This is a genomic window from Nocardia sp. NPDC057455, assembly GCF_042802775.1.
GTDB lineage: Bacteria > Actinomycetota > Actinomycetes > Mycobacteriales > Mycobacteriaceae > Nocardia.
This window is the reverse complement of the sequence record NZ_JBHVDM010000008.1, coordinates 99,497-126,292: the sequence shown is the minus strand read 5'-3', so window position 1 is coordinate 126,292 and position 26,796 is coordinate 99,497. Positions and strand designations below refer to the sequence as shown.

The window sequence follows — 26,796 nt, the reverse complement described above, 5'->3', positions numbered from 1 at the left end:
CTCGGAAACCGAGAGGTTGCCGAGGTGGCGTTCAACTGGAACGTCTCGAACTCCGACCGGGCTACCCGACCGCGAGACACGGTAGGGAGCGCGCCCGTGCTCCGATGACGGCGGGTCAGTCGCGCAGGCGCGAGAGCTCGTCGCGCGCCAGCTCGCCGTCCGGGCCGAAGTCGGTGCGGGTGAAAATGTTCCATCGCCGCAGCAACGGGGCGAAGACCAGCTCATCCTCCTTGGCGCGGTCGTAGACGCCCGCCTCGGCGAGCACCTCGTCGCTGCTGCGGCCGTCCGGCAGCGTCACCGTGGGCACCTCGAAACCGGCGACCCGGTCGGCGATGGCCCGCACGGTCTGATCGGGCACTCGATCCAGCGCGGCGGCGACCACGTCGGCGAAGAACACCGACTGCAGTTCGTCGTCCAGCGCGATGCGCTCGGAAATGGCGGTGACCAGGGGGTTCTCCCCGAGCGCCGCGGTGTTGCGATGCCGGATCGCGCTGGCGGCCTCCTCGAACGCGCAGTTCGCCAGCACGTCGAGCAAGTGCATCGCCGGGCGGCGGAAGCCCTTGGTCATGTGCTCCATGCGCAACCGCTCCAGTTCGACCGGGTCGACGGCCCTGGTCACCATGAGGTAGTTGCGGATGGTGATCTCGTGGCGGTTCTCCTCGGCCGTCCAGCGGCCGACCCAGCGCCACCACGCGCCGGTGCGCAGGTACTTGCCGATCTCGCGGTGGTAGGACGGCAGGTTGTCGGCGATCAGCACCGAGACGGTCAGCGCCAGCTTGGCGGTTTCGCTGAGCTCGGACTGTTCCGGCGTCCAGTCGGAACCGCCGAGGAAGGCGAAGTTGCGGCCGTCGTCCCATGGAACGAGGTCGTGTGGCTGCCACCCGTCGGCGACATCGATGTGCTTACGCAGCAGCAGTTCTACGTCCACCGCGAGCGATTCGAGCAATTCGCGATCGGTCAGGAGAGTTTGCACCGAGATAACCTAGCGGCTTGGCCCGCAGAGCGGGGGCGGATGGATGGGATTCACAGGCGTCCGGGACCGCACCGCGATCCCGGACGCCGTCCGTCTGGTTTCCTACTTGAGCGTGACGGTGATACTACCGTTCACCCAGGTGATGGTGCCGCCGCTGAAGTCGCTCTGCTTGCCACCGGGGATGTCCTTCTCGTCGCTGACCGGGTAGCCGAGCTGCCCCTGGGCGCCGCCGTTCTCTTCCCACGCTTTGCGGATCTCACCCCAGACGACGTGCGGTTCCCCGTCCTTCGGCTCGTAGATCGTGCCGCCCGTGAAGTCCTGGTACTCCCCGTCCTCGGGACCCTTCTCCTCCGCTTCCAGCGGGACACCGAGCGTGCCGGTGGGGCCGCCGAGCTGCGCATACTTCTCGTAGATGTCGCCGTCGACGCTGATCTCACCGCCGGGCGTGGCGATCTTGGTTCCCTCGGCGGCGGCCGTGCCCGTTGTGGTCGGCGCGCTTTCCTGGGTGCGTGTGGTGGTGGCCTCCGCGCTGGTTCCGGGACTCAGAGCCGAGGTGACCATTCCGGTCATACTGGCCATACCGGTCTTGGCGCCGTCGCCTTTGTCGTCATCGTCGCCGCAGCCGGCCACGACCAGCCCTGCCACGGCGAGCACTGCGGTGAATCCAGCCGTTCGTCGAGCGAAGTGGTGCATGTCCATCCTCTCGCTGTGGGCTACCGGCACACCACGGACTCCGTGACGGCACCGCGCGTAGCCTCGGCCGATTGTCAGGCAATGACCCGGTGGCCGACGGGCGGTCACCGGGTCATACCGAACAGCTATCGCGGCGGATGATACCCACCGGATATGCCGTGAAACACAGCGTTGGACGGCCGTGCGAGATCAGGAGTTGGGACCGTACTCCTCCAGCATCTCGGTGACCAGCGCCGCGATCGGCGAGCGCTCGCTACGGGTCAGCGTGATGTGCGCGAAAAGCGGGTGCCCCTTGAGCTTCTCGACCACCGCCGCGACACCGTCGTGCCTGCCGACACGCAGGTTGTCGCGCTGGGCCACGTCGTGGGTGAGTACCACCCGCGAGCCGGTCCCCAGGCGGCTGAGCACCGTGAGCAGCACATTCCGCTCCAGCGACTGGGCTTCGTCCACGATCACGAAGGAGTCGTGCAACGACCGCCCGCGAATGTGGGTCAACGGCAACACCTCCAGCATGTCGCGGCCGAGCACCTCCTCCATCACCTCACGGCTGGCCAGCCCGTCGAGCGTGTCGAAGACCGCCTGGGCCCACGGGCCCATCTTCTCGCTCTCGGTGCCGGGCAGATAGCCCAGTTCCTGGCCGCCCACCGCGTAGAGCGGACGGAAGACGACCACCTTGCGCTGTGTCCGCCGTTCCAGCACCGCCTCCAGGCCCGCGGTCAACGCCAGCGCCGACTTGCCGGTACCCGCTCGGCCACCCAGCGAGACGATGCCGACGCTCTCGTCCAGCAGCAGGTCCAGCGCGATGCGCTGCTCGGCGGAACGGCCGTGCAAGCCGAACGCCTCGCGCTCGCGCACCAATTGCACCCGCTTGTCCGGCGTGACCCGGCCCAGCGCACTGGAGCTGACGCCGAGCAACCGAATGCCGGTGTGGCAAGGCAGCTCTCGCGCTTCGTCCAGATCGATCACCGATTCGGCGTACAGCTGATCGATGCGCGCCGTGCTGACATCGAGTTCCACCATGCCGGACCAGCCGGAGGTCACCACGTCCTGGGCGTGATACTCGTCGGCGTGCAAGCCCACCGCACTGGCCTTCACCCGCAGCGGGATGTCCTTGGACACCAACACCACTTCGCGGCCCTCGGCCGCGAGGTTGAGCGCACAGGCGAGGATCCGGGAGTCGTTGGTGTCGGTGCGGAAGCCGACCGGAAGGACCGCGGGATCGGTGTGGTTCAGTTCCACCTGCAACGTTCCGCCCTCGGCGCCGATCGGCACCTGCTGATCCAGCCTGCCGTACTGCAGGCGCAGATCGTCCAGATTGCGCAGGGCTTCTCGCGCGAACCAGCCCAGTTCGTGATGGTGCCGTTTGGCTTCGAGTTCACTGATGACCACCAGGGGTAATACCACGTCGTGTTCCCCGAACCGCGTGTAGGACCAGGGATCCGACAGCAGGACGGACGTGTCGATGACGAAGGTTTTGCCGGCTGAATGCGAGGGGCGGGCCCCCTTCGCGGCGGCTCCGCCTTTCGCGGAGCTGGAGTTCGCCGAGGGAGCGGAAACGGAGCGTGCAGCAGTCACGGTGGGCTCCTCTGTGTTCGCGCGGCAGTCGCACGAACGATCTCGCTGGACCGGTCCGTCCTGATGGACCCGACGTTGCCGTCAGGTGCCACGAGGGCCGGGTACCGGCCCCCTCGTACTGAGTTGCTCAGTCACGGTCAGGACCTCCCGTACGAGCCACACCGCCGCGGCCCGCACACCCGACGCTACCTCCCATTACCATGTCCGCGCTCAGGGACCGGGAGGCGTGTCCGTGAATTTGTCGTAAACCAGCACGTCGGGGGTGGTCACCGCAACACGTCGAGCAACACCGGAACATGGCTGTGCGCCGGATCCTGTACGGCCGTGAGCAATGTGACCGGACCTTCAGCGGCCAGGGCCCGCAAATCCCGCAAATCTTGTTGAACCTTCGACGCAGCGAGCTCGGCACGGTAGCGGCGGGCGAATTCCGCGGCCCGCGCGTCCCGGTCGGCGTGGAACCAGCGCCGCAACTCGGTGGACGGGGTGAGCTCCTTGGGCCAGCGATCGACCCGCGCTTGCGCTTTGGTGATACCGCGCGGCCAGAGCCGATCGACCAGTACCCGGGTGCCGTCGTCCGGGTAGGGGCTGTCGTAGACGCGCTTGATGCGGAAGCCGGGCTGCGGTTGCGGAGGCATAGCGGTCATCGCAGCACGAGCCCGGACGGCTCCGGGATGCGCCACGCCGTCGCTGTCGGCCGATTCGGCGGATAGAGTCGCTGGTATGTCCGGTAACGAGGATTTGGAGAAGCTGTCGTCCAAGGAACTGCACGACCGGGCGATGAAGCTCGCCGTGCGACGCGGTGATGTGAAGTTCCTGTGGCGGCTGCTCACGTCGATTCCGGCCGCGGAGGCCGCCGCGGGCAATGTAGGGGAGAGCGAGGCGGACATCAAGTATGTGCTGCCCATGCTCGACGACTACGTCCACGCGGGCGACGGCGCGGTCGCCGAGGTGTTGCGGCCGGTCTACCTGGACTACTTGGCGCAGCACTCCTGAGGGTGGGTCAGCCGCGGGTCAGCGCTGCGCGCCAGAGGCCCGCGACGGTGCCGCGCAGGAGGTTCTCCCAGCTGAAGTGGTCGTGCCACAAGATGATTCGGCCGTCGCGCAGTTCGAACGTGCCGGTCACCCAGAAACCGACGCGCACCGGCCCGAAGCGCAAGTAGTCGGTGCGGTCGGTGAGCACCACGTCGCCGTCGGCGGCGATGTAATGCAGGTCCACTCCGAAGCCGAGCCAGTCGCGGCGTAGGCCGCGCAGCACCCCGCCGACCCGCCGGATGCCTCGCACGTCGGGCAACGAAGTGTTCTTCCAGACGATGTCCGGGTGCAGCAGGTCGATCGCCTCCTCGGCGGCGCGCATCTCCAGCGCGGCGAAGAACTCCCGCACGGTGGTGATCGAGTCCTGTTTCAGGTCGAGTTCGTCGGTCATGGTCCGAGCGTAGGCCGCGCCGGTCACCCGCGGCGCGCGATGAGCACGGCCAGTCCGTCCAGAATGCGCGCGATGCCGAATCTCAGCGCCCCCGCCCCGCCCGCGACCGCACCTTCCTCGGCGAAAGCGGCGGCCGCGGCCGGGTATCGTTCGGCCGCGGCGGCCACCATCTCGGCGAACTGGCCCGCGATCTGTTTCTCGAACTCGTCGGCGTCGACCACCCGCACCTGCTGCGCCAGGCTGCGGGCGTGCCCGGTCAGCAGGACGATGGTGTCCAGCCGTTCGGCGGTGGTGAGCCCCGTCCCGGCGAGCGCGCTGAGCGCGGCTTCCATCCAGGCCAGTTCGTTCGGGCCGATCGGCCGCAAACCCACCGAGGCCTCCAGCGACCAGGGGTGAGCGCGGAAGCGTTCGTAGATCGTCTCGCACCATGCGGCCAGCCGGTCCCGCCAGGCGTCCTCCGGCGTCTCCGCCCCCGCGCTCATCTCCGGCGGCGTGCCCAGCGCCGTGTCCAGCATCAGCGCGACGAGTTCGGCCTTGCCCGGCACGTAGCGGTACAGCGACATCTTGGTGAATCCCAGCCGCTCGGCCAGCCGCTGCATCGACAGGTTCGCCAGCCCTTCGGCGTCGGCCAGCGCGACGGCCTCCGCGACGATCCGCTCCAGCGACAGCGCTGGTTTCGGGCCGCGCTTGGGGCGCTGACCGGTACCCCAGAGCAATTCGAGTGTGGTCGGTGTCGGCATGCCCGAAATCCTTCCGGAGAACGTCTTGACGCGAAACTGTGTCCACCATACGCTTATCCGCATCCAACGGATACAGTTTCCGTCGGACGCAGATTCCGATGGGAGTTCATATGCGCAACACCACCGTTCTCATCTCCGGCGCCGGCATCGCCGGACCCGCGCTGGCCTACTGGCTGCACCGGTACGGGTTCGCGGCCACCGTCGTGGAGCGCGCCGCGGCGCTGCGCGCCGGGGGTCAGGCGGTCGACTTCAAGGGCCGCACCCACCGCACCGTGCTGGAGCGAATGGGCATGCTGGAGGACATCGAGCACCGCAGGACAGGCACCACCGACACGGTGTTCGTGGATGAGCAGGGCACCCGGCTGGCCCTGATGTCGGGCGATTTCACCGGCGGCGATGTCGAGATCCTGCGGGGCGACTTGTCCGAGATCGTCTACCGGCGCACCGCCGGCCACTGCGAATACCTGTTCGGCGATTCGATCACCGCGCTCACCGAGACCGCGGACAGCGTGTACGTCGAGTTCGAGCACGCCCCCGCCCGCACCTTCGACCTCGTATTCGGCGCCGACGGCATCCACTCGCGAGTCCGCGGCTTGGCGTTCGGCCCCGAGCGCGATTTCGTGAAGTACCTGGGTTACTACTACGCCGTCGCGGGCGCCGGCCCATGGAGCGGCAAGACCACCGGGCCGCGCGAGCGGGTGACCGCGCACGGCCACAACGCTCCCGGACGACTCGCGATCAGCGGCGGCCCGAAGGCACAGCAGATGTACATGTTCGCCTCCCCCGAACTCGACTACGCCAGGGACGACAGCGCGGCCCAGCGCCGCATCCTCGCGGAGACCTACGCCGAGGTCGGCTGGGAAGTGCCGCGAATGCTCGCCGAGCTGGCCGGATTCGACGACTTCTACCTGGACTCGATCAGCCAGGTGCACATGCCGGACGGATACACCAAGGGACGTGTCGCGCTGGTCGGCGACTCCGGATACGGAAACACGCTCGGCGGCTTCGGCACCGGGCTCGCCGTGGTCGGCGCATACGTCATCGCAGGCGAATTGGTCTTGGCCGACGGCGATCACACCGTCGCCTTCGCCCGTTACGACGAGATCATGAAGCGCTACGCGAAGATCGCGGGCAACAGCAACGCCGGGCGTTTCCTGGCGCCGAAGACCGCGCGCGGCATCAAGATGCGCAACTGGTTCCTCGGTTCCCGGCTGTTCGCACTGATGACGAAATACGGCGACAACGCCGCCAACGACATCGATCTGAAGGACTATCCGGCGCTGATCGGCGCGGCCGACGCACGCTGACCGCTCGTCAGCGGCCTTGACAGCGATCGAACCGCCCGCGCCCACCGGGGTTCGGCACAACGTCCCAGTTGGGAACCCTCGCGCCGACGACGACGAGCGGCACGACGGAGCACCCCGAGGATTCGGTTGTGTTTCGATGGAACCGGAGTGCGGCGTGAGGCGTCTGTAAGGTCATACGGCACTGACGGAAGGGACGGCGATGGCGGACAGCCCGTTTCCCGGGTACATCGAAGCTGCGAAGACCGGGGCACTGCGCGTGCGGATGGACCCGCAAGGGTTCGTGGAGATCGACCAGGCGTGCCAGGAGTTGATCGATGCGCTCGTGGCAGCGCAAACCGACGCACGCGAACTCGGCGAGCGGGAGCACTGGGGCCTGGGCGAGGACAATTCGAAGCTGACCTCCGCCGTCGAGTTGGTGCGACTGTTCCGCGAGAAAGCTTTCGGTGGCCCGAACAACGCATTCGACACGCTCACCGAATACATCTCCACGGCGCAGGAAATCCGATCCATGTTCCAAGCCATCCGCGATGGCTACGTTCGGACCGATACGGAATTCGCGGCGGCGATGCGGGAGCTCAGCGTATGAGGGTGGGCACAGGCAGTCGGGCAACCGGGGTCCTCGCCGTAGTGGTAGGTCTCTTCCTGCTCACCGGATGCGGCGACGAGAGGACACCGAGCGAACCGGCGCCGTCGACCAGCGGCCCGACCGATTCCGGCCCGAGCGCGTCGCCAGGGGCGAATGCCCAGTCCTCGTTCGATCCCTGTACCGCGCTGTCGCCCCAATTTCTCGCAGAGCGGCAGTGGGACTCGAGACCCCCGGAACCCAGACAAGACAGCCAAGGCAGCACCTCCTGGAAGGGATGCCGTTACGTCGCACGGGCTGGATACGGATTCGTCGTCGAGACCACCAACGGCACTCTCGACCAGGTTCGCAGCAAATACCCCTCCGCCGTGGACATTCCGGCAGGGAATCGGAGAGCTGTGCGCTATGAAGCCCGTCCGGACGTACCCGGTGGCTGCACGATCAATGTCGAGATGGGGTCCGGCTCGCTCTACATCCTGACGAATATTCCGCAGACGGCGGCGAACAAGAACCTTCTCGCCTGCGATATCGCCACCGACATCGCCCGAGCAATCGCACCATTGCTGCCCGCGGGCAGCTGAACACCGGGGGAAGCGATCATGAGACAGACCGACGGCCGCGCGATCACCAATCCGGAGAACGCGCACAGTTTCTCGCACGCGGAGATCAAGCAGGCCGCCGACGCGATGAATCCGGCCGGGCTCGCCGGGGCGTTCGCCGCGTGGTCGGCCATCGCGGCGGCGGTGACGGACGCGGGACAGCAATTCGAGAACGCGATCAAGACAGCGGTGGAACAACACTGGGAGGGCGCGGCGGCCGACAGCGCGGTGCGCGGTGTGCGGGACTACGCGGCACGGGTGGGTGAACTCGGCGAGGCCCTCGGCGCGCAGAGCCTGCCACTGTCGGCGGCGGCTGACGCGGCGGTCAAGTTCAAATCGTCGGTGCCGGAACTGGTGGACGCCTCGGCCGGCGCGGCGAATGCGGAACAACGCAACTCGCGGGAGGAACAGGCCCGCGACGAGATGAATACGCAGTACATCCAGCCGTACGGGGCCACCGCTCCGGCCATTCCCACGCTTCCGCCACCCATCGGTCCCGCCGCAACGACGCCGACAGGGATCGAAGCGGGCGCCGGTACGGCTGTGCACCCCGACGTGGGCTCATCACCGGTAGATGGTGCCCGCACCACCGACACCCCCTCCTCCCGCGACGAGGCTTCGTCCGAAGGCACCGCGTCGCCCGGTGACGTGGAGGAGGAAGGCACGACGGACGAGCCGACGCAACCGGCGGCAGCGAACACCTCGGAAACGACCGCGCCACAGGCCGTCTCGCAGCAGAACACGGCGACCACTACGCCGGTATCCACCACGAGCACACCGACGACAACAACCTCGGGCACCCCGTTCACCGCCACGCCGGCGCCGCTTGCCAGCACACCCGCCGCCGTCGTCCCCACATCGTTCGACGGCAGACCGAACGGCACACCGGCCCGGCCGGGCCCGCCCGGTGCGGCCGCAGCTCCCGGCGCCGCGGACAACGAGGCGCGGTCGGGCACTTCACGTCCCGCCCAACCCACTGCCCCGGCGTCGGCGAATCCGCAGTCCACCGCGCCGGGACGCCCGGTAGCGCTTGGCGGCGCGGGCTACTCGGGCATGGTCCCACCGGGGCTGCGCGGCAGGCGCACGGACGACGACGAGCACAAGTCGCCGAAGTACCTGCGCACCGAGGAACACGCGAAGGAGCTGCTCGGCGAGGTGCAACCGACCGTGCCGCCCGCGCTGGGAGAGAAATGACGGCGCAGTGGTCGCTTTCGGCCGAGCAGTTCGCCGCGGCGTGGTTCGGCACCGGGCTGGATCGCCTGCCGTTCCCGTTCCGGTTCACCAGCCGGTTTCCCGGTCTGCACGAGTACCAGGAGTACCAACGGCAGTTCCGCGCCGAGCTGGACCGGGACGAGCGACTACCCCTGCGCAGCGCGATCACAACGCTTGCCGGTCCCGAATGGCGCATCGAACTGTTCGGTTACGACAACACGCGCGAGGGCATCGAACTGCGCGCCGTCGCCTGCGGGACACGCACCGGACCCGGTGTGCTCGCCGTGCAAACACCGGCCTCGGACGGCGGGCGAGTCCGGCTGCGCCGCTACCGAACCGACCAGCTCGCCACCGAATTGGTGCGCTTGCTGCCGGACGCACCGGCCGGAACCGTCGGTGAGAAGAGCTTCCTGCTGGACGATCTCAACGACGATCGCCCCGATGTGTTCGGAAACGCGCCGGCCAGTCAGGCCAAGGAACGCTACCGGCGTTTCTGGCGGCAGTCGTGCACCACCCGCGGCGCCGCGAGCGTGCTGATCGGCCCGCGCAACGCCGAACCGCTGCGCACCGGCCGCCTCCGCTGGATCGACACGACCGACGGCCGCTACTGCGAGGTGCCCGCCAATCGCGCTCTGATGATCCGCCCCGGCACCAGCGCCGACATCACCCGATACCTGGACGAGTCGATCGTGCGGGCCAAGGCGCGCATGGACCGGTAATACAGATCGCCGCGCCCGCTCGCCCCCACCAGCCCGGCCCCGACCCCCGCGAGATCCGGAAATCGGCTTCAGCGGCGACGAGTGGCACATGGTCGCGGCATTTCCCGAGAAGGGGCCTCCAGGTTGCGCCACTCGCGGTTTGCCCGAGTCTGTCGGCCAGGGTGTCGTGCGCCACGGGAGGCTTTTCTGCCGCGGTGCCACTGAGCCGGGGACTCACCTCGTCCCGGCCGGGTCACCGTGACATGCGTTTCGGGGACCACCGTCGTGCTGCGGGCGCACGGCACGAGCGTCTGCTTCGGCGGCGATACGGTGCATATCCCCCGAACTCGACGACGCAGTCGTACACCCGCCCAACGTCGGCCCGGCGCTGCGCGAAACCCGGCGTCAGCCCAGCAGACGCCAGTCCTCCAGGCCGTCGTACAGCGGAACGTCCTGTGCCAGCTTGCTCACGCGGGCGCGCAGCGAGTCCAGGTCGGCGCTGCCGGCCAGCGCGCTCGCGATGATGTCGGCGACCTCGGCGAACTCGGTGTCGCCGAAGCCGCGGGTGGCCAGGGCCGCGGTACCGATCCGCAGGCCGGAGGTGACCATCGGGGGCCGCGGGTCGAACGGAACCGCGTTGCGGTTCACGGTGATACCGATCTCGTGCAGCAAGTCCTCGCCCTGCTGGCCGTCGAGTTCGGAGTTGCGCAGGTCGACCAGCACGAGGTGCACATCGGTGCCACCGGTGAGCACGCTGACGCCCTTGTCCTTGACGTCGGCGGCGGTCAGCCGCTCGGCCAGGATCTTGGCGCCCGACAGGGTGCGCTCCTGACGGTTCTTGAACTCCTCGCCCGCGGCGATCTTGAACGCGACGGCCTTGGCTGCGATGGCGTGCATGAGCGGGCCACCCTGCTGGCCCGGGAACACCGCGCTGTTCAGCTTCTTCGCGTACTCCTGCTTGGCCAGGATCAGGCCGGAGCGCGGACCGCCGAGGGTCTTGTGAACAGTCGAGGACACCACGTCGGCGTAGGGCACCGGCGAGGGATGCAGACCGGCGGCGACCAGACCGGCGAAATGCGCCATGTCCACCCACAGGTAGGCGCCGACCTCGTCGGCGATCGAGCGGAACGCCGCGAAGTCCTGGTGGCGCGGGTAAGCCGACCAGCCCGCCACGATCACCTTCGGCCGGGCCTGCAAGGCGATCTCGCGCACCTCGTCCATGTCGACGCGGTGGTCTTCCTTGCTCACCCCGTAGGAGTGCACCTCGTAGAGCTTGCCGGAGAAGTTCAGGCGCATGCCGTGGGTCAGGTGACCACCGTGCGCGAGGTCGAGGCCGAGCAGCTTGTCGCCCGGGTCCATCAGCGACATCAGCACCGCGGCGTTGGCCTGCGCGCCGGAATGCGGCTGCACGTTGGCGAATTCGGCGCCGAACAGCTCCTTGGCGCGGTCGCGCGCCAAGGTCTCCACCACGTCGACGTGCTCGCAGCCGCCGTAGTAGCGCCGCCCCGGGTAACCCTCGGCGTACTTGTTGGTGAGCACGCTGCCCTGCGCCTGCAGCACCGCGCGCGGCACGAAGTTCTCCGAGGCGATCATCTCGAGCGTGTCGCGTTCGCGGGCGAGCTCGCCTGCCATCGCGGCAGCGAGCTCCGGATCGAGCTCACCGAGAGACTGGGAATTGACAGAGGCGGTCGTCTGCGTCACGACCTCAGTCTATGGGCCGCGGGCCCGGCCCTCGGGCAGGGGGTTCACACCAGTGGCGCGACATGCGGTGTGGCCGTGACGCGCGACACCCCGTTCGCACGCGCCGGGCCGGCCGCCGCCCGGTCAGCGGGAGTCGCCGATCTCCGGCAGGTAGTTCTCCAGCAGCACCGAGAGATGCCGCTGCGCGTCTTCCAGCGGCCGCGTGCACTTCATGGCTCGCGCCTGGACGATGGCCCCCTCCATCGCGCTGAACGCGAAACTGCTGAACGAGCGCGCGTCATCGGCGGTCATGCCCGCGGCCACCAATGCCGCGCCGAGCCGTTCGTGCCAATCTGCGAAGACCTCGCCCGCCGCCGCCTGCACGCCGGGCTCGGACTCGGCCAGCGCCGCCCCGACGACCGGGCACCCGGCGCGATAGCCGGTCCTCTGCAGTGCGGGCACCCACCAACCGAGCAGTGAATCGAACCAGCGACGCGGCGGCGCGGCGGTGACCTTGTCGATCACCTCACCGATCCGCGCGCCGGCCACCCGGGTGGCGGTCTCGACCAGCTCACTCTTTCCGGCAGGGAAGTGTTGATAGAGCGAGTTGCGTGAGGCGTTGCTGCGTTCCAGCAGGGCGGCCAGCCCGGCGGCGTGCACACCCTGCTCGCGAACCAGTTCGATGGCGCTGTCGATCAGCCTGGTGCGCGGCCCTGCGGTCATGCGAGTTCCTTGCTCGAGGGTTGCGTGAACCGATCGGTCCATGTTGCAATCATCTCAGATGTGGACCGATCGGTTCATCGAAAGGATGGGATTGATGCCCGAAGCCACAGCCGACGCGGCCCAACTGTCCGGTCTCGAACTCCTGCGTACCGCGATGAGCAGAACGGATCGTCCGCCGTTCATCGGCGATCTGCTCGGTATGGAGGTCGACGAACTCGAACACGGCAAGGTGGTCTTCGCACTGCGCACCCGGCCCGATTTCGCGAACCCGCTCGGTACCACCCACGGCGGCATCTGCGCGACCCTGCTCGACTCGGTGATGGGCTGCGCGGTGCACACCACGCTGGAGCCCGGCGTCGGGTACACGACGCTGGAGCTGAAGATCAACTACATCCGGGCCGTGCCCACCGGCGGACAGCGCCTCACCGCCACCGGCACCACGATCCACGTCGGGCGCACCACCGCGACCGCCGAGGGACGGGTGGTCGACGAGCAGGGCCGCCTGGTCGCGCACGCCACCACCACCTGCGTCATCTTCCGCGCACCACAGTGACCCGAGGAGCACTGCCATAGCTGCACGAACACCGAGCGCCACGGTACGGAAATTACGGCGCGAACGCCTGGTCGGCCGCTATCTGGTCAACCCGGCCGTCGGCCTGCTCGACCGGCTCGGCGTCCGGTCGCCGCTGATCGCCGAACTGGAGACGGTCGGCGCGAGATCGGGCCGGCCCCGGCGGGTTCAGCATCTCCGCGGGCGGGCAGGGCTGCGCGGTCATCCAGTAACCGCTCAGCCCGTTCCCGTCGGGCACCGGCTCACGCGGCCGCGCGCACCGCTGCCGGCGTGAGCGGCTCGTCGAGCAACCTGCGGAAGCGATCGGCCCGGTCCTCGGCGTCGACCGCGCGATCGAGCCACCCGCCCAGCAGCCGGTACCCCTCGACGTAGGTGGAGATGTACGCCCGCCACAGCGGCGAGGACAGGAATCGCAGCGACTGGCGCGCCCGCTCCGGTGTCGTCAGGTTCCAGGTCTGCAAGAACTCCGCCACCTCGTCGTGCGAGCGCCCCCGATCGTGCAGCAACAGCGCGGCGTCCTGGCGCACGCTCAGCAGGGCGGCCGAGGCGTTCGAAAGGCGTTCGGCTCGTTCGCCGTCGAAGCGCAACCCCAGATCCGCGTAGATCTCCTGCGCCCACTTGCCCCAGCCGGGCCCGACGATCGAACGCAGCGCCAGATCCGCGAGCCCCTCGGCCATCAGGCACTGCGGCGTGTTCACCAGAAACAGCGTTTGCTCGGCCTGTCCGGCGGCGACCAGGCCGGCCTCCTTGCGGCAGTGCTCGGTGTGGTGCCCCGGATAGGACTCGTGCGCGATCAGCTGCGGCAGGTGCGCCATGTGCTGCTTCAGGTCGGAATTGATCGCGACCCGGGAGTGATAGTTGCCCAGGTAGTAGTTGAACCCGGACCACGGCTTGTCCCCGACCACCTCGTAGGTGACGTGCTCGCGGTCGGGCAGCGGGTAGCGGGCGCGGACCAGCTCGCGCAGCGCGCTGGAGAACGCCTCGACGCAGACCGACAGGCGCTCCGGCGGGATCTCATCGGCCTTGCGATGCGCGGCCACCCGTTCGGCCAGCGGGCCGTCTCCGGCGAGCACCTCGTCCATCTGCCGGTGCGCGTCTCGATAGTCGTCCACGTCGCCGGGCGCGATGTCGACGTCGAAATAGGCGCTGACCTCCTCGACGAACCCGATGTCGTCCCCGGCGAATTTTCGTCCGGAACACTCCAGCGCGCGCAGGTGCACATCGAGGAATTCGGCGCGTTGTGGCGCCAGCCCGGCCTCCGGCACCTCGGCACGCAACTCGGCGGCACGACGAGCCAGCTCGCGCGGCTGCGGCGCGGGCGCGTTCTGCACCGCGCGGCGCAGCGCCGGGTCGCCGGTGTAGGCGTCGACGAACCCTTCCTCCAGCCGGTCGAAGGCGAGGCCGAGCCGCAAGTATTCGGTCACGAGCGGATGCGCATCCATGCCAGCCGACATTAGCGGTTCACACCCGGGTCATCGAGTCGGTTACCAACCGGTAGTGGTACCCCGCTCATCCCACGATGTTGACGCGGAGCAGAATTCGGCTATGCGGCGACAGCTAGACCGAATCTCACCGGATCCGCGCCCTGACTGTGCGTGTTTGCCGAAACGGAGCGTCGGGTAAGTGGCACGAATGAGCGAGCCGAGTCCCTACGTGGAATTCGACCGGAAACAGTGGCGGACCCTGCGTAAATCGACTCCCCTGGTGCTCACCGAGGAAGAACTGATCGGCCTGCGCGGTCTCGGGGAACAGATCGATCTCGAGGAAGTCGCGGAGGTCTATCTTCCGCTCGCTCGTCTCATCCATCTGCAAGTGGCCGCACGTCAGCGGTTGTTCGCCGCGACCGCGACCTTTCTCGGCGAAACCCATCCCGACCAGCAGGTGCCGTTCGTGATCGGCGTCGCGGGCAGCGTCGCGGTGGGCAAGTCGACCACCGCGCGCGTACTACAGGCGCTGCTGGCCCGCTGGGATCACCACCCACGGGTCGACCTGGTCACCACCGACGGATTTCTCTACCCCACCGCGGAACTCACCCGGCGCGGCCTCATGCACCGCAAGGGTTTTCCGGAGAGTTACGACCGCCGTAAGCTGCTGCGATTCGTCACCGAGGTGAAATCCGGTGCTGCCGAAGTCTGCGCCCCGGTCTATTCGCACATCTCCTACGACATCGTGGCGGGCAAGCTGCACTGCGTGCGCCAGCCCGACATTCTGATCGTCGAGGGTTTGAACGTGTTGCAGACCGGTCCGCGCCTGATGGTCTCGGATCTGTTCGACTTCTCGATCTACGTCGACGCGCGTATCGAAGACATCGAGAAGTGGTACGTGCAACGGTTTCTCACTCTGCGCAACACCGCTTTCGCCGATCCGAACGCGCATTTCCACCACTACGCCGGATTCACCGACGAACAGGCGACCGCCGCGGCCCAGGAGATCTGGAACAACACCAATCGGCCGAATCTGGTGGAGAATATTCTGCCCACCCGTCCGCGTGCGACCCTGGTGCTGCGCAAAGACGCCGATCACACCATCAACCGGCTGCGGCTGCGGAAATTGTGATTCCGCTTACAATTTCCACGCTTCATCCAGGCGTCGGGCGACGTCTATAGCGCGGACGTGCGGCTTTCGGATCTCGGCGGAGATGTATCGGGCGACGAAACGCTTGATCTCGTGATCGACGCCGTCGAGGATGCGCGACAACTGCCCGCGCTTGGCGGCGGCCACATCGACGCGCACGTCGCCCGGCCGCGGTTCGGCGATATACGCGGGAACGGCGGCGGTGGCACCGAATTCACCGGGCCGAGAGGGACTCAGACGCCGAAGCGGCGGTGACGCGCGGCGAAGTCGCGCAGCGCCCGCAGGAAATCCACCCGGCGGAACTCCGGCCAATACGCCTCGGTGAACCATATCTCCGAGTATGCGCTCTGCCACAGCAGGAACCCGGACAGCCGCTGCTCGCCGGAAGTGCGAATGACCAGGTCGGGGTCGGGCTGACCGGAGGTGTAGAGGTGCTGGCCGATGGCGTTCACGGTGATCGACTGAACCAGGTCTTCGCCGGTCTCGCCCGCGGCGATCTCCTGACGGACCAGCGAGCGGACCGCGTCGGTGATCTCCTGCCTGCCGCCGTAGCCGACCGCGACATTGACGTGCACCCCGTCGCGGCCGTCGGTGCGCTCGGCGGCGGTGCGCAGCCGCTTGGCGATCAGCTCGGGAAAGCCGTCGAGCGAGCCGACGATGCGCACGCTCCAGTTCTGTTCCGGCGCCGACAGCTCCTCGACCACGTCGGTGATCACCTCGAACAGCGTCTCCAATTCGTCGGGATCGCGCTGCAGGTTCTCGGTGGACAGCAGGTAGACGGTCACCATCTCGATGCCCTCGGCCTCGCACCAGCCGACCAATTCGGCGATCTTCAGCGCGCCGACCCGATGGCCGTGACTGACGTCGGTGAAACCGTTCTCCCGCGCCCAGCGGCGATTGCCGTCACACATCACCGCGACGTGCCGGGGATGTTGTTTGCCGGCCAGCTGCCTGGACAGCCGGGTCTCGTAGATGCGATACGGCAGACCCCGCACCTGACTCGGAAGTTCCACGCGGGCAACCCTACGCCTCGGGGGCACGATCACGGCATCGACCGCGATGGGCCGGTACAGTGGCCGAGAGCGCACAAGTTACGGTTGCGTAGGTTACTGACGGGTTAGCCGGCTCGTCGGTACCGGGCCCGGCGCGGGGCCGCGAATAGACTCGTCCGGCTGCCCCTCGAGGAGGTTCTCGTGTCCGAATCGGTCGGCGCCACCCAACCGGCACCGGTCACGCCGGTCCCCGGCTCGGCAGGCGAAGCGCTCGCCGATGCGTTGGTCAAGCCACGCATGCGGGGCTGGATCCATACCTGGGCCGTCGGCGTCGCGGCGATCGCGGCGGTCGTGCTGATCGCCACCGCCACGACGATCTCGGCGACCGCGGGATGGTCCACACTGATCTATGGGCTCACCGTGTGCGGGCTGTTCGGCGTCAGCGCGGTCTACCACCGGGTGACCTGGCCGACCACTCGCGCTCGCATCCGGATGAAGCGAGCCGACCACTCGATGATCTTCCTGTTCATCGCGGGCAGCTATACCCCCTTCGCCCTGCTCGGCCTGCCCGGCCGCACCGGGCAGACGCTGCTGGCCGTGGTCTGGGCGGGCGCGCTGGCCGGAGTGGCGCTGAAACTGCTGTGGCCGACCGCTCCCCGCTGGGTCGGCGTTCCGCTGTATCTGCTGCTCGGCTGGGCCATCGTGCCGGTGGCCGGAGAGCTGAACACCCAGATCGGCATCGCGCCGCTGATTCTGCTGCTGATCGGCGGCCTGTTCTACAGCGGCGGCGCGATCCTCTACGCCACCAAGTGGCCGAACCCGTGGCCGGACGTCTTCGGCCACCACGAGTTCTTCCACGCGGCCACGGTGCTCGCGGCACTGACCCATTACGCGGCGGTCTGGCTCGTCGTCTTGCGCTGAGCGCATAGAGTCGACGGGGAGGTCGGACGAGGAGGGGCGGCGCGCGTGATGGGACGGCGAGGGAGATGACCGGCGCACTCGGAGTCGGTGCGCGTCGGCCGTCGGGGTTGCGGACTCCATGATCGCGAAGCTCGTCGTCTGGGCGCTCAAAGCGCGGGGTGGGCTGGCCGCGCTGGTCACCACGGCGAATCTCAGCGGCCTCGCGGTGATCGTCACCCAGCTGTGGCTGAACGGGTTCCTCGGCAGGCTCGGCCCGGATTGGCCGCGGGCGCTGGCTTTCGTCGGCATCTATCCGGCGATGGGTTTCCTGGCCGGCATCGTGCTCGCGGTGCGCGACCGGAAGACCTACTTCGGCTGGCTCGACGCCGCGCGCAAGCCGACCGAGGTGGAGGCGCGGCGCCTGTTGCACCTGCCCGTCGCGATCACCATGCGCGCGCTCGCACTGTGGATCCCCGGCGTCATCGTGGCGACCGTGATCTTCGCGCAGCTGAGCCCGGACAACGACCCCGGTGTGACGGCGGCGCTGTTCACGATCGGCGCTTTCGAGTCGGCGGCGGTCACCTTCCTGATCGTGGACCGGTTGATCCGCCCGACCATTCCGGTGGTCGCCGGGGTCCTCGGCTGGACCATGCACTGGAGTTCCTCGGTGCTGGTGCGGGTCGTGCTGACCTGGGCCGTGGCGGCGGCGCTTCCGCTGCTCATGCTGATCGTCGTACTGGCCGATCCGGCCGCCGCCGCGCCCGACCGGGTCCGCACCGCCATCTACCTGTCCGGGGTCGGCATCGGCGTCGGCGCGCTGGCCACGGCATTCCTCGCTCGCGCGGTCGCCGCGCCGATGCGCACCCTGCGTCAGGCCCTGGACCGGATCGCCTCGGGCGACCTGGGCGCCCGGGTGCCGATCGGCAGTACCAGCGAGATCGGCAGGTTGGAGCATTCGGTCAACGAGCTGGCGGCGAACCTGCGCGAGCGCGAGCGGATGCGGGAGGTGTTCGGCAGGCATGTCGGGACGGAGGTGGCCGAGCGCGCGCTCGCCCGCGGCGCGGATCTCACCGGTGACGTGCGCGAGGTATCGGCGCTGTTCGTCGACGTGACCGGGTCGGTGGAACTGTCCACCGGGCTGCCGCCGCAGGAGTTCGTGGCCAAGCTCAACCGATTGCTCGCGATCGTCGTCGCGGCGACCGAGGAGAACAACGGCCTGGTCAACAAGTTCGAGGGCGACGCGGCACTGTGCGTCTTCGGAGCGCCGATCGCGTTGGGCGACAACGCCACCCCGGCCCTGCGGGCGGCGCGCCGCATCCGGGACGAGGTGATCGCCACCGGAGAACTCGACATCGGAATCGGCGTCGCACGCGGACCGGTGTTCGCAGGCGACGTCGGATCCGACACCCGGCTCGAGTTCACGGTGATCGGCGACGCCGTCAACGAAGCCGCCCGGCTCACCACGGCGGCCAAGGAGGTGCCGCGGCGAATCCTGGTGAGCCAAGCCGTGATCGAGGCGGGCGCGGAACACGAACGCGCCAAATGGACGTGCTACGACACCATCGTGCTGCGCGGCATGAAGGAGCCGACGGCCTGCTGGACCGACATCGACGCCTCCGACGCCGAGCCCGGAAATACCGACACGAAAACCGATGAGCCCGACCTGCCCGCGGACACCAACCCGGTCATCGAAATCCACACCGCCGAACCCCCGGCCGATGGCACCAAGACGCCGGAATCCGAACTCGACGCCCCGCCGCGGCGCTAGGCCCCTCCCGCGAAACCGAAAGTCACTTCGCCGCGAACCGGCAGAAGGTAGCCGGATATCAGTGCGCATACGCGACCTGATTTGCCGCACGCAAAGGGGATCTGGCGCCACGCTTCTGGCGCCCGAGGCGCCGACGACGGACCAATGGAGGGGTGGAGCCTGCGGCGGCGGATCGCCCGTCTTCCCGCTAGTTCCGTTGCAGTGCCGCCCGGAGCTGGTCCGGAGTGGAGACCGGAAGGTCACAGACGGACCCGCGGCAGACATAGGCGGCTGCCGCGTTGTGAACCAAGGGCCGGTCGGCCAAGAGGGGGACGGCGTTCGGGGCAGCGGCGAGGACGACCGAACCGCCCGGAGCGGCCGACCGAGCCGCGGCGAGCAATTCGGCCGGGTGGGCGGCCGGCTCGGTGGTGGCGATGGCGACCTGCAACGGACCGCGCAGTGCCGCCTCGGCGACCGCGAGCCACTGCCCAGCCGAACGAGGCACACGCGCCAGCACGATCGCGCCGCGCTCGAGGGTGCGGTCGGCGAGCTCGCGGTAGCGAACAGCACGTGCGGGGTCGCTCGCGGCCGCCGCGGTGAGCAGCGCTTCGGCCAGTGCGGAGGCGCCCGCAGGCGTGGCGCCGTCGATCGGGTCGCGGGGACGCGCGACGAGGGTTTCGGCGTCGTCGGCGGTGTCGAACCAGCCGCCCGGCTGGTCCGGGTCGGCGAAGTGCTCGATCGCGATGTCCAGCAAGCGTTGCGCGTCTTCCAGCCAGCCCAGTTCGCCGGTGGCCTGGTGCAGTGCGAGCAGCCCGGTGACCAGCCAGGCGTGGTCTTCCAGGATGCCGGGCGCGGCGCCGGCGACGCCGCCGAGCGAGGCGCGCCGCAACCGCCCGTCCACCACGTGCTCGGTCAGCAGGAAGCGCGCGCACCGGACGGCGGCGGCGACCCACCGCGGCTCGTCCAGCGCGGCCGCGGCTTCGGCGAGCGCGGTGATCGCCATTCCGTTCCACGCGGTGACCACTTTGTCGTCCCGGTCCGGCTGCGGGCGGCGGTCGCGGGCGGCGATCAGAGCCGCTCGAACGCGTTCCAGGCGCGCGGTGTCCTGCTCCGTGGTCGGCTCGGTATACCTGGTCAGCACCGAGGTGCCCTGTTCGAAGTTCCCGGCGGTGGTGACGCCGAAGAATTCGGCCGCCCACCCACCGTCGATCGCGCCGAGAGCGCCGGCCAGCTCGGCGGGCGTCCACACATAGGTCGCGCCCTCGACGCCGGGTTCGCCGGGCTCCAAGTGGGTGTCGGCGTCCAGCGCCGACGCGAAGCCGCCCTGGGCGGTCCCCAGGTCGTCGAGCAGGAAACGTACGGTCTCCCGCGTGACCCGATGCGACAACGATTCCGGCAGCACCGATGTAGTGCGCCGGGCCAGGTGCGCGTAGGCGCGCAGCAGCTGCGCGTTGTCGTAGAGCATCTTCTCGAAGTGCGGCACCAGCCAGGCGGCGTCGACCGAATACCGTGCGAATCCGCCGCGCAGCTGGTCGTAGATGCCACCTCGCGCCATCACCTCGGCGGTGCGGGCCGCCACGTCGAACACCGCGCGCTCACCGGTCCGCTCCCAATGCCGCAGCAGGCCTTCCAACAGCGCCGACGGCGGGAATTTGGGAGCGCCGCCGAACCCGCCGTGCTCGGCGTCCTCGTCGCGCAGCACGGCGGCGACGGCATGGGCGAGCAACTCCGGGGTGATCGTCAGGTCGGTATCCGGCAGTCCCGCCGTCTGATCCCGCAGCGCCGCCGCCACCTGTGCGGAGGCCTGGATCACCTCGTCCCGGCGGGTGTGCCAGGTCTGGCTGATCGCGGTGAGCAACTGGGTGAACGACGGCATGCCGCCGCGCGGCAGCTTCGGGTAGTAGGTGCCGCAGTAGAACGGTTCGCCGTCGGGGGTCAGGAAGCATGTCATCGGCCAGCCGCCCTGACCTGTCATCGCGACCGTGGCGTTCATATACACCGCGTCCAGATCGGGCCGCTCCTCCCGGTCGACCTTCACGCAGACGAAGTTGTCGTTCATCTGCTCGGCCGTGTCCGCGTCCTCGAACGACTCGTGCGCCATCACGTGGCACCAATGACAGGACGCGTACCCCACCGAGAGCAGGACGGGCACGTCCCGCTCGCGCGCTTCGGCCAGTGCCTCGGCATCCCACTCCCGCCAGTGCACCGGGTTGTCCGCATGCTGGCGCAGGTACGGGGACGTCGCCTCTCCGAGCCGGTTCATGGCTCCACCGTACGGCCCATCCACGCGCCATGCGGGCAGCACAGCCGGTGGTCTCGGCTCTCCTGCGGGGAGACGACAGGATCGCAGGACGAAGAGCGCTGGTGCCAACCGACTAGCACTACTGCGGAGTGGACACACAGTCGGCGGTTCCGACATTCGCCACTCACGGCCGAGCGAGCCGGCGTGTCCACCCTTCGCTACCGCGGTGAACCCTCCACCAGGCGGCCTACGGGGCGAAGAAGGCCGTGGGCAGAACTTCGTCGTGCCGAAGCCCGAGGGTCGTGGTTGGGTCCACCGCCGCGCGAACGGTGGCGGTGGAAGCTTGCTCATCCGCAGGCCGGAGGCGGTAACCGCCGACACCGGCACGACCTTCGAACGGCTCACCGTGCGCGACCCGACTCGAGCGCAGCGGGTGGGCTCATACGCGCCCGCACCGGAAACTCGGCGCGCATGGACTCCTGCATGACGGCCGAAGGGTGATCACCGCCACGAGATCCACCTGTCCGCTCGACGCAGACCACCGAGTGATCAGGCAAAACCATTCTGCGCTACCTGGTTGCGCCGGACGGATAGAAAATGAGCTGCGGGTTCTCGAATCGACCGGATACAGTCCTATCCACGCCCGGTGCGCAGGCAACGGATACTTCCGTATTCACTGGATTGGTTGCGGGTTCGAGTCCCGTCCGGATCGGATCGATCCGGTAGCTCAATCGGTAGAGCTGTCCACGGCAGGGTCTTCGGATCCGTCGGGCTCGATTCACTCGGGCCGGTAATCCGTCGCCGCCCAGATCTCGGGCGCCCGATGCGCCGTGCGGGAGCGACCGATTCCGGTTCGGCCGCTCCCGCACGATGAAGACGAATGACGGTTATCGCTCGAATATTCCGGCTGCGAATTATCTCAGTCCACGCACTCGGAGCGGGTGTCGGCGGCGACCTGTGGAGAATTACCGGCAACCGGGTGAAGTGCGCATGCCCCCTGCCACGCCGGATGGGGGCTCGTTCCGCCGACTAGGCGGTTCTGGCGAGCACTTCTCGACCCACATACGCCAACAACCGGCGGTGTGCCGGTTCGTCGTCGGCGACGGCGACTTCTGGGCCGAAAACGCCGGGGCCGCGGAAAGTATCGATGCCTCCCATGGCTTGCATGGTGGCGAGCAGTTCGCCACATAGCTCGTCGTCGGCGAGCTCCGGCCGATCGATGGCCACCGCGATATCGACTCCGTGCACGAGAACCTCGGTGAGATGCACCAGCGCCGCCGCGGGGCCGGGCAGTTCGCCGAGCGAAATGCCCACCGTGCCGTCCAGCGCGTCGGGCCGGTGCCAGGCGGCGCGGTCCACCTCCGCCGCCGCGGCGTACGCGCCCTGCGGATCACCGCCGAGCCAGTCGGATTCGTGTTCGGCGCCCGCATCCGTGCCGCTCAGCGCGGCCGCGAAGATGTGCATGCCGCCCACGGTGTGGTTGAGCACGGCGCGGACATCCCACCCCCGGCACGGCGTCGGCCCTGCCAGATCCGCTCGTCCCACGGCGGCGACGATCGCTCCGGTTGCATCCAATGCGCGGTCGATCTGTCCGATCACGTTGTCCATGAGCTTCCTTCGGTCGAGCGGTTTGGCTGAATTGGTAACACAGGGAGCCGACAAGTGCGCGGTAATGCGAACAGCACAGTGCGCCAGAATAGTTGCCGGCAGTGTGCTTCTCGGGACTCCGGACATTATTCGGATGCGCGAGGCGAACGCGCTCGCTAAGCTCGGCGATGCACCCGGTGCGCAGGCAACGGATACTTCCACTTCTAATGGACAGGTTGCGGGTTCGAGTCCCGCCCGGGCCCTCACGGTCCGGTAGCTCAATGGCAGAGCGGTACGTACCGTCGCCGATTTCGATCTCGGGTGTACAACAGCGCGACCAGCACACGCGCGAACCGGCCCGGTGCGCGGACCACGGTTACTTCGGGACCCACAAGTTCCGGTTCGAATCCGGACCGTCCGCGAGGCGGTAGTGTAATGGCGAGCACGGGGGGCATGTCCGTGGCCCGAATACGATCTCGGACCGGTTCGCTCGAATGAAATCGCGGTGCGTGTCCGGTGCGCAGGCTACGGCTACTTCGGGTTCAACTCCTGCCGAAGCAATTTCGGTCGCTCGATACGGCGAGCATGCCGTGGCCGCCTTTCTCGGACATCTCGCGAAAAATAAGCTGCGACACAAGGTTCGGTCTCGCTACAGTTTCTCGTGCATCCGGAATTCACCGGGTGCGCCACAACTCCATCGCACCTCCCGGTGCGAAGTCGGCGGCTACTTCTCGACCACGATCCCTTGGGAAAGCCGCGGACGAACGATCATCTCGGGGGGCATCGCACGCACCGGCCCGGTGCGACTTCACGGCTACTTCCACGAGCGGGCCGATCCGCGCCCGCGTCGACTGGTGCGCCGCAGAAGGTTTCGATCTCGGGCCGATGCGCTGCGTGTGTCCCCGCGTACGACTGGGGGAAGAATGAGCAAGTTCAACTTCGCGCGCCCCGGCGCGACTTCACCGGTGACCAGCGAAACCCGGCCCACCGGCCGCACGTTCGAGGGCGGCGCGGGATACGCGCGCACCCCACAGAGCGAGCTGTTCCTGCTCGCCGTCACGAACATGGCCGGCGAGCACACCTTCTACGAGTCCGCCGGTCAGCGCGACGACCGCTACGGCGCGCTGGTGCGCCGGACGACGCTCGCCGACCCGGAATGGACCGCACGCTTCCTGCGCTGGCTGCGCACCGAGGCGAACATGCGCAGTGCCGCGATCGCCGGCGCCGCCGAGTTCGCCAAGGCGCGGCTGGACGCGGACGCGGCGGGAATGTCGCGGCAGGTGATCGACTCGGTCTTGCAGCGCGCCGACGAGCCGGGAGAACTGCTCGCCTACTGGACCGCGGCACACGGGCGCGCGCTGCCCAAGCCGGTCAAGCGCGGCATCGCCGACGCCGTACGCCGCCTGTACGACGAGCGCGCCCTGCTCAAGTGGGACAGCGCCGCACGAGCATTCCGGTTCGCCGACGTGTTGCAGCTGACCCATCCCGCGCCCGCGGCCGACAAGCCCTGGCAAGGTGCGTTGTTCGCACACGCGCTGGACCGGCGGTACGGCCGTGAGAGCGCGCCGAACACCACCCTGGCCGTGCTTCGGGCTCGTGCGGAGCTGATGGCGCGTCCGGCCGGGCAGCGCCGCGCGCTGTTCGACGACCCCGAGCGGGCCCGCGCCACGCTGCGCGCGGCGGGCATGACCTGGGAGGCGGTCGCGGGCTGGCTGCAAGGTCCGATGGACGCGGCGGTGTGGGAGGCGCTGATCCCGACCATGGGCTACATGGCCAAGCTGCGCAACCTGCGCAACTTCGACCAGGCCGGGGTGAGCGACGCGGTGGCCGCGGACGTAGCCGCCGAACTCGCCGACCAGCACCAGGTGGCCCGCTCGCGGCAACTACCGATGCGGTTCCTGTCGGCGTACCGGGCCGCGCCGTCGCTGCGCTGGGGCCACGCGCTCGAACAGGCGCTCGGTCACTCGCTGGCCGCCGTGCCCGCCCTGCCCGGACGGACGCTGGTGCTGGTGGACACCTCCGGCTCGATGCGAGCCGGGTTCGCCAAGGACGGCGAGCTGGCACGCTGGGACGCCGCCGCCCTCTTCGGCCTCGCGCTCGCCCGGCGCTGCGCGCAGGCGGACGTGGTGTCGTACTCCAGCCCCGGTGGCACCTGGAAGGGCCGCACCCGTCCCGGCAGCCTGGCTTTTCCGCGGCGGCGCGCCGAGCCGGTGCTCGCGGCGGTGCGGCGGTGGCATGAGGAGGGCTACTTCCTCGGCTGGGGAACCGACACGGCCACGGCGGTGCGTGAGCACTACGCGGGCCACGACCGGGTCGTCATCCTGACCGACGAGCAGGCGCACGACGGCGACGTCGGCCAGGCGTTGCCCGGCCGGGTGCCGCTCTACACCTGGAACCTGGCGGGTTACCGCTACGGGCACGCCCCCGGCGGCACTGCGTACCGGCACACCTTCGGCGGCCTGACCGACGCGGCGTTCCGGATGATCCCGCTGCTGGAGGCGGGCCGCGACGCCGACTGGCCCTTCTGAGCTGCGGCGGGGGCGAGACCACCAGACGGTCTCGGCCCCGTCGCCGTCGGTCTATCCGAGCACCGGATAGTTGGCCCGGATGACGCCGTGCGGGTCCCGGGCCCGCTTGATCTCGCGCAGCCGGGCGAGCGTCGCTAAATCGAAAGCGGCCGAAGCGGTTTCGCCGGGCGTGAGGAAGGTGTACGGCTTGCGGCCGCTGATCTGCCCGCTCACCGCGTCGACGAGCGCGGTGCGCCGCGCCGTAACCGCGTCGGTGAGGTGCGGCAGTCCGAGGCCGAGGCAGTAGAGCAGGTATGGCTCCGCGATCGGGCCACGCGCGCCCCCGTCCGGCCTGGCTTCGGCCAAGGCACCGCCCAGGTGCCGGATCTGCACGTTCGCCAGCGGTGCGACCGGCTCGTCGATCAGGGTTTTTACCACGGCGTCGCCGAGATCGGTGAGCTGCTCGGCACGCGACAGCGACGGGCTCGGGTCCGTAGGTTCGCCGGTGACCGCGCCGATGTCGGCGGGCCCGAAAACGCCGCGCTTGTCGAGAATCGGATCCCCGATGGCGTCCAGCCGCGCGAGCAACGTACGCCCGTGGTCCGGATCGCCGAGGTACACCGCGTCCAGGCCGACCATGGGCGGTGCGTCCGGGATCTGCAACCGCTGGAACCACACGCTCAGCTCATCGGGCGCGGCGGCGGTGATCTCCTGGAAGACGTCGAAGACCTCGCGGATCCGCGCTTCGGGCCACAGCATGCGGCCGCCGAACAGCTCCGGCGCGGGAAACAGGTCGAACTCGAGCGCGGTGACCACGGCGAAGTCGCCCCCGCCGCCGCGCAGCGCCCAGAACAGGTCCGGATCGTCCTCGGCGGTGACCCGCCGCTTCGCGCCCTCGGCGTCCACGACCTCGAACGCGCGCACGGCGTCACCGGCCCAGCCGTGCTTGCGGCCGAACCAGCTCATACCGCCACCGAGGGTGTAGCCGGTGACGCCGACCACCGGGTTGCTGCCGGCCAGGCCGGTCAACCCGTGCCTGGCGGCGGCGGCCTGCACCCGGCCCCAGGCCACACCGGCGCCGACGCGCGCCACGCGCCGCTCGGCGTCGATCTCGATGCCGTTCAACTGCCCGGTGCGCAACAGGATCGCGTCGGGCACTCCGCCGGACGCGCCGTGACCGGTCGGCTGGGTCACCACCGGCGCGCCCACGCGGCCCGCGTACCGGACCACGGTCGCGATATCGCCGGCGTCACCGGCCGACACCACCGCGGCCACCGGCTGGGTGACCGTCGTCGTCCACGGCCGGGCCGCGGTCTGGAAACCCTCGTCACCGGCCACCAGCACGCGACCGGGCAGCGCGGCGCGCAGTTCGTCGAATGTCATTGCTCGTCCTGACTCTCAGCGTTCGATGCAGACGCGAGCGACGAATGCGGAGCCGGCCGTCCTGGGGGCGGGCCGTGGTTCGTGCCG

At 68.9% G+C, this 26,796-nt stretch carries 26 protein-coding genes and 1 tRNA gene; 13 read left to right on the top strand and 14 right to left on the bottom strand.

Translation table 11 applies throughout. The features are described from left to right. Nucleotides 1-115 precede the first annotated feature (115 nt). The 4 genes from ACFU5M_RS05425 to ACFU5M_RS05410 all read right to left on the bottom strand — a co-directional run bounded on the left by ACFU5M_RS05425 (nucleotide 116) and on the right by ACFU5M_RS05410 (nucleotide 3,876). The gene (locus ACFU5M_RS05425; protein ID WP_379044094.1) at nucleotides 116-973 is read right to left on the bottom strand and encodes an acyl-ACP desaturase; all 858 of its coding nucleotides are present in this window, start codon (nucleotides 971-973) and stop codon (nucleotides 116-118) included. Nucleotides 974-1,075: 102 nt separating this feature from the next. After that, a complete protein-coding gene (locus ACFU5M_RS05420) occupies nucleotides 1,076-1,666 on the bottom strand; it encodes an LGFP repeat-containing protein (RefSeq protein WP_379044091.1) in 591 nt (196 codons plus the stop codon). Between the two features lie 189 nt (nucleotides 1,667-1,855). Continuing rightward, entirely contained in the window at nucleotides 1,856-3,241 is a 1,386-nt protein-coding gene (locus tag ACFU5M_RS05415) for a PhoH family protein (RefSeq protein WP_379044088.1), read from the bottom strand. Nucleotides 3,242-3,507: 266 nt separating this feature from the next. Beyond that, the gene (locus tag ACFU5M_RS05410; protein WP_379044085.1) at nucleotides 3,508-3,876 is read right to left on the bottom strand and encodes a DUF488 domain-containing protein; all 369 of its coding nucleotides are present in this window, start codon (nucleotides 3,874-3,876) and stop codon (nucleotides 3,508-3,510) included. An 85-nt stretch (nucleotides 3,877-3,961) separates the two neighbouring features. Here ACFU5M_RS05410 and ACFU5M_RS05405 point away from each other — a divergent pair, with 85 nt between their 5' ends. Then, nucleotides 3,962-4,234: a hypothetical protein gene (locus ACFU5M_RS05405; RefSeq protein ID WP_039800723.1), complete on the top strand. Its 273-nt coding sequence runs from the start codon at nucleotides 3,962-3,964 to the stop codon at nucleotides 4,232-4,234. 7 nt (nucleotides 4,235-4,241) lie between these two features. Here ACFU5M_RS05405 and ACFU5M_RS05400 read toward each other — a convergent pair whose 3' ends face one another. Together ACFU5M_RS05400 and ACFU5M_RS05395 are read right to left on the bottom strand one after the other, a co-directional pair. Further along, on the bottom strand, nucleotides 4,242-4,664 hold the full coding sequence (locus tag ACFU5M_RS05400) for a limonene-1,2-epoxide hydrolase family protein (protein WP_379044081.1): 423 nt from the start codon (nucleotides 4,662-4,664) through the stop codon (nucleotides 4,242-4,244). 23 nt (nucleotides 4,665-4,687) lie between these two features. Next, nucleotides 4,688-5,404 carry a TetR/AcrR family transcriptional regulator gene (locus ACFU5M_RS05395; RefSeq protein ID WP_379044078.1) on the bottom strand — a complete coding sequence of 239 codons (717 nt, stop codon included), beginning with the start codon at nucleotides 5,402-5,404 and terminating at the stop codon, nucleotides 4,688-4,690. A gap of 110 nt (nucleotides 5,405-5,514) precedes the next feature. On the opposite strand from ACFU5M_RS05395, the gene ACFU5M_RS05390 reads away from it, so the two are divergent. The 5 genes from ACFU5M_RS05390 to ACFU5M_RS05370 all read left to right on the top strand — a co-directional run bounded on the left by ACFU5M_RS05390 (nucleotide 5,515) and on the right by ACFU5M_RS05370 (nucleotide 9,824). Continuing rightward, on the top strand, nucleotides 5,515-6,711 hold the full coding sequence (locus tag ACFU5M_RS05390; protein ID WP_379044075.1) for an FAD-dependent monooxygenase: 1,197 nt from the start codon (nucleotides 5,515-5,517) through the stop codon (nucleotides 6,709-6,711). 199 nt (nucleotides 6,712-6,910) lie between these two features. After that, nucleotides 6,911-7,297 (top strand): hypothetical protein, encoded by a 387-nt coding sequence (locus ACFU5M_RS05385; protein WP_379044072.1) that lies wholly within the window; start codon nucleotides 6,911-6,913, stop codon nucleotides 7,295-7,297. Beyond that, nucleotides 7,294-7,875: a DUF3558 domain-containing protein gene (locus ACFU5M_RS05380; protein ID WP_379044069.1), complete on the top strand. Its 582-nt coding sequence runs from the start codon at nucleotides 7,294-7,296 to the stop codon at nucleotides 7,873-7,875. The genes ACFU5M_RS05385 and ACFU5M_RS05380 overlap by 4 nt, the downstream gene beginning before the upstream one ends. 18 nt (nucleotides 7,876-7,893) lie before the next feature. Beyond that, complete coding sequence (locus tag ACFU5M_RS05375) at nucleotides 7,894-9,087, top strand: hypothetical protein (RefSeq protein ID WP_379044066.1); 1,194 nt, start codon at nucleotides 7,894-7,896, stop codon at nucleotides 9,085-9,087. Further along, nucleotides 9,084-9,824, top strand: coding sequence for an ESX secretion-associated protein EspG (locus tag ACFU5M_RS05370; RefSeq protein WP_379044063.1), 741 nt, complete (start codon nucleotides 9,084-9,086; stop codon nucleotides 9,822-9,824). Before ACFU5M_RS05375 ends, ACFU5M_RS05370 begins: the two co-directional genes overlap by 4 nt. A gap of 384 nt (nucleotides 9,825-10,208) precedes the next feature. Here ACFU5M_RS05370 and glyA read toward each other — a convergent pair whose 3' ends face one another. Beyond that, nucleotides 10,209-11,504, bottom strand: a complete 1,296-nt coding sequence (gene glyA, locus ACFU5M_RS05365) for a serine hydroxymethyltransferase (protein ID WP_379044060.1) — start codon at nucleotides 11,502-11,504, stop codon at nucleotides 10,209-10,211. A gap of 123 nt (nucleotides 11,505-11,627) precedes the next feature. Continuing rightward, nucleotides 11,628-12,206 carry a TetR/AcrR family transcriptional regulator gene (locus tag ACFU5M_RS05360; protein ID WP_379044057.1) on the bottom strand — a complete coding sequence of 193 codons (579 nt, stop codon included), beginning with the start codon at nucleotides 12,204-12,206 and terminating at the stop codon, nucleotides 11,628-11,630. Between the two features lie 94 nt (nucleotides 12,207-12,300). On the opposite strand from ACFU5M_RS05360, the gene ACFU5M_RS05355 reads away from it, so the two are divergent. Then, on the top strand, nucleotides 12,301-12,759 hold the full coding sequence (locus tag ACFU5M_RS05355) for a PaaI family thioesterase (protein ID WP_379044054.1): 459 nt from the start codon (nucleotides 12,301-12,303) through the stop codon (nucleotides 12,757-12,759). Between the two features lie 52 nt (nucleotides 12,760-12,811). On the opposite strand, the gene ACFU5M_RS05350 is transcribed toward ACFU5M_RS05355, so the two are convergent. Further along, nucleotides 12,812-12,982, bottom strand: a complete 171-nt coding sequence (locus ACFU5M_RS05350) for a hypothetical protein (RefSeq protein ID WP_379044051.1) — start codon at nucleotides 12,980-12,982, stop codon at nucleotides 12,812-12,814. Between the two features lie 37 nt (nucleotides 12,983-13,019). Continuing rightward, nucleotides 13,020-14,219: a DUF885 domain-containing protein gene (locus ACFU5M_RS05345; RefSeq protein WP_379044048.1), complete on the bottom strand. Its 1,200-nt coding sequence runs from the start codon at nucleotides 14,217-14,219 to the stop codon at nucleotides 13,020-13,022. Nucleotides 14,220-14,400: 181 nt separating this feature from the next. On the opposite strand from ACFU5M_RS05345, the gene coaA reads away from it, so the two are divergent. Beyond that, a complete protein-coding gene (gene coaA / locus ACFU5M_RS05340) occupies nucleotides 14,401-15,333 on the top strand; it encodes a type I pantothenate kinase (protein WP_379044045.1) in 933 nt (310 codons plus the stop codon). 57 nt (nucleotides 15,334-15,390) lie between these two features. Next, nucleotides 15,391-15,606, top strand: a complete 216-nt coding sequence (locus ACFU5M_RS05335) for a hypothetical protein (RefSeq protein WP_379044042.1) — start codon at nucleotides 15,391-15,393, stop codon at nucleotides 15,604-15,606. On the opposite strand, the gene ACFU5M_RS05330 is transcribed toward ACFU5M_RS05335, so the two are convergent. Beyond that, nucleotides 15,585-16,364: an isoprenyl transferase gene (locus ACFU5M_RS05330; protein WP_379044039.1), complete on the bottom strand. Its 780-nt coding sequence runs from the start codon at nucleotides 16,362-16,364 to the stop codon at nucleotides 15,585-15,587. The two genes, ACFU5M_RS05335 and ACFU5M_RS05330, sit on opposite strands and share 22 nt — an antisense overlap. 276 nt (nucleotides 16,365-16,640) lie before the next feature. Here ACFU5M_RS05330 and ACFU5M_RS05325 point away from each other — a divergent pair, with 276 nt between their 5' ends. Together ACFU5M_RS05325 and ACFU5M_RS05320 are read left to right on the top strand one after the other, a co-directional pair. Then, complete coding sequence (locus ACFU5M_RS05325) at nucleotides 16,641-17,264, top strand: hemolysin III family protein (protein WP_379044115.1); 624 nt, start codon at nucleotides 16,641-16,643, stop codon at nucleotides 17,262-17,264. Nucleotides 17,265-17,382: 118 nt separating this feature from the next. Further along, on the top strand, nucleotides 17,383-19,011 hold the full coding sequence (locus ACFU5M_RS05320; protein ID WP_379044036.1) for an adenylate/guanylate cyclase domain-containing protein: 1,629 nt from the start codon (nucleotides 17,383-17,385) through the stop codon (nucleotides 19,009-19,011). Between the two features lie 187 nt (nucleotides 19,012-19,198). Here ACFU5M_RS05320 and ACFU5M_RS05315 read toward each other — a convergent pair whose 3' ends face one another. Next, on the bottom strand, nucleotides 19,199-21,253 hold the full coding sequence (locus ACFU5M_RS05315) for a thioredoxin domain-containing protein (RefSeq protein ID WP_379044033.1): 2,055 nt from the start codon (nucleotides 21,251-21,253) through the stop codon (nucleotides 19,199-19,201). 1,008 nt (nucleotides 21,254-22,261) lie between these two features. Next, on the bottom strand, nucleotides 22,262-22,840 hold the full coding sequence (locus tag ACFU5M_RS05310; RefSeq protein WP_379044030.1) for a TIGR03086 family metal-binding protein: 579 nt from the start codon (nucleotides 22,838-22,840) through the stop codon (nucleotides 22,262-22,264). Nucleotides 22,841-23,012: 172 nt separating this feature from the next. Between ACFU5M_RS05310 and ACFU5M_RS05305 the strand changes: the two genes are divergently transcribed. Continuing rightward, nucleotides 23,013-23,082 (top strand) — tRNA-OTHER (locus ACFU5M_RS05305). A 660-nt stretch (nucleotides 23,083-23,742) separates the two neighbouring features. Next, entirely contained in the window at nucleotides 23,743-25,347 is a 1,605-nt protein-coding gene (locus ACFU5M_RS05300) for a TROVE domain-containing protein (protein ID WP_379044027.1), read from the top strand. A gap of 51 nt (nucleotides 25,348-25,398) precedes the next feature. Here ACFU5M_RS05300 and ACFU5M_RS05295 read toward each other — a convergent pair whose 3' ends face one another. Continuing rightward, a complete protein-coding gene (locus ACFU5M_RS05295; RefSeq protein WP_379044024.1) occupies nucleotides 25,399-26,709 on the bottom strand; it encodes an FAD-binding oxidoreductase in 1,311 nt (436 codons plus the stop codon). Between the last annotated feature and the right edge of the window lie 87 nt (nucleotides 26,710-26,796).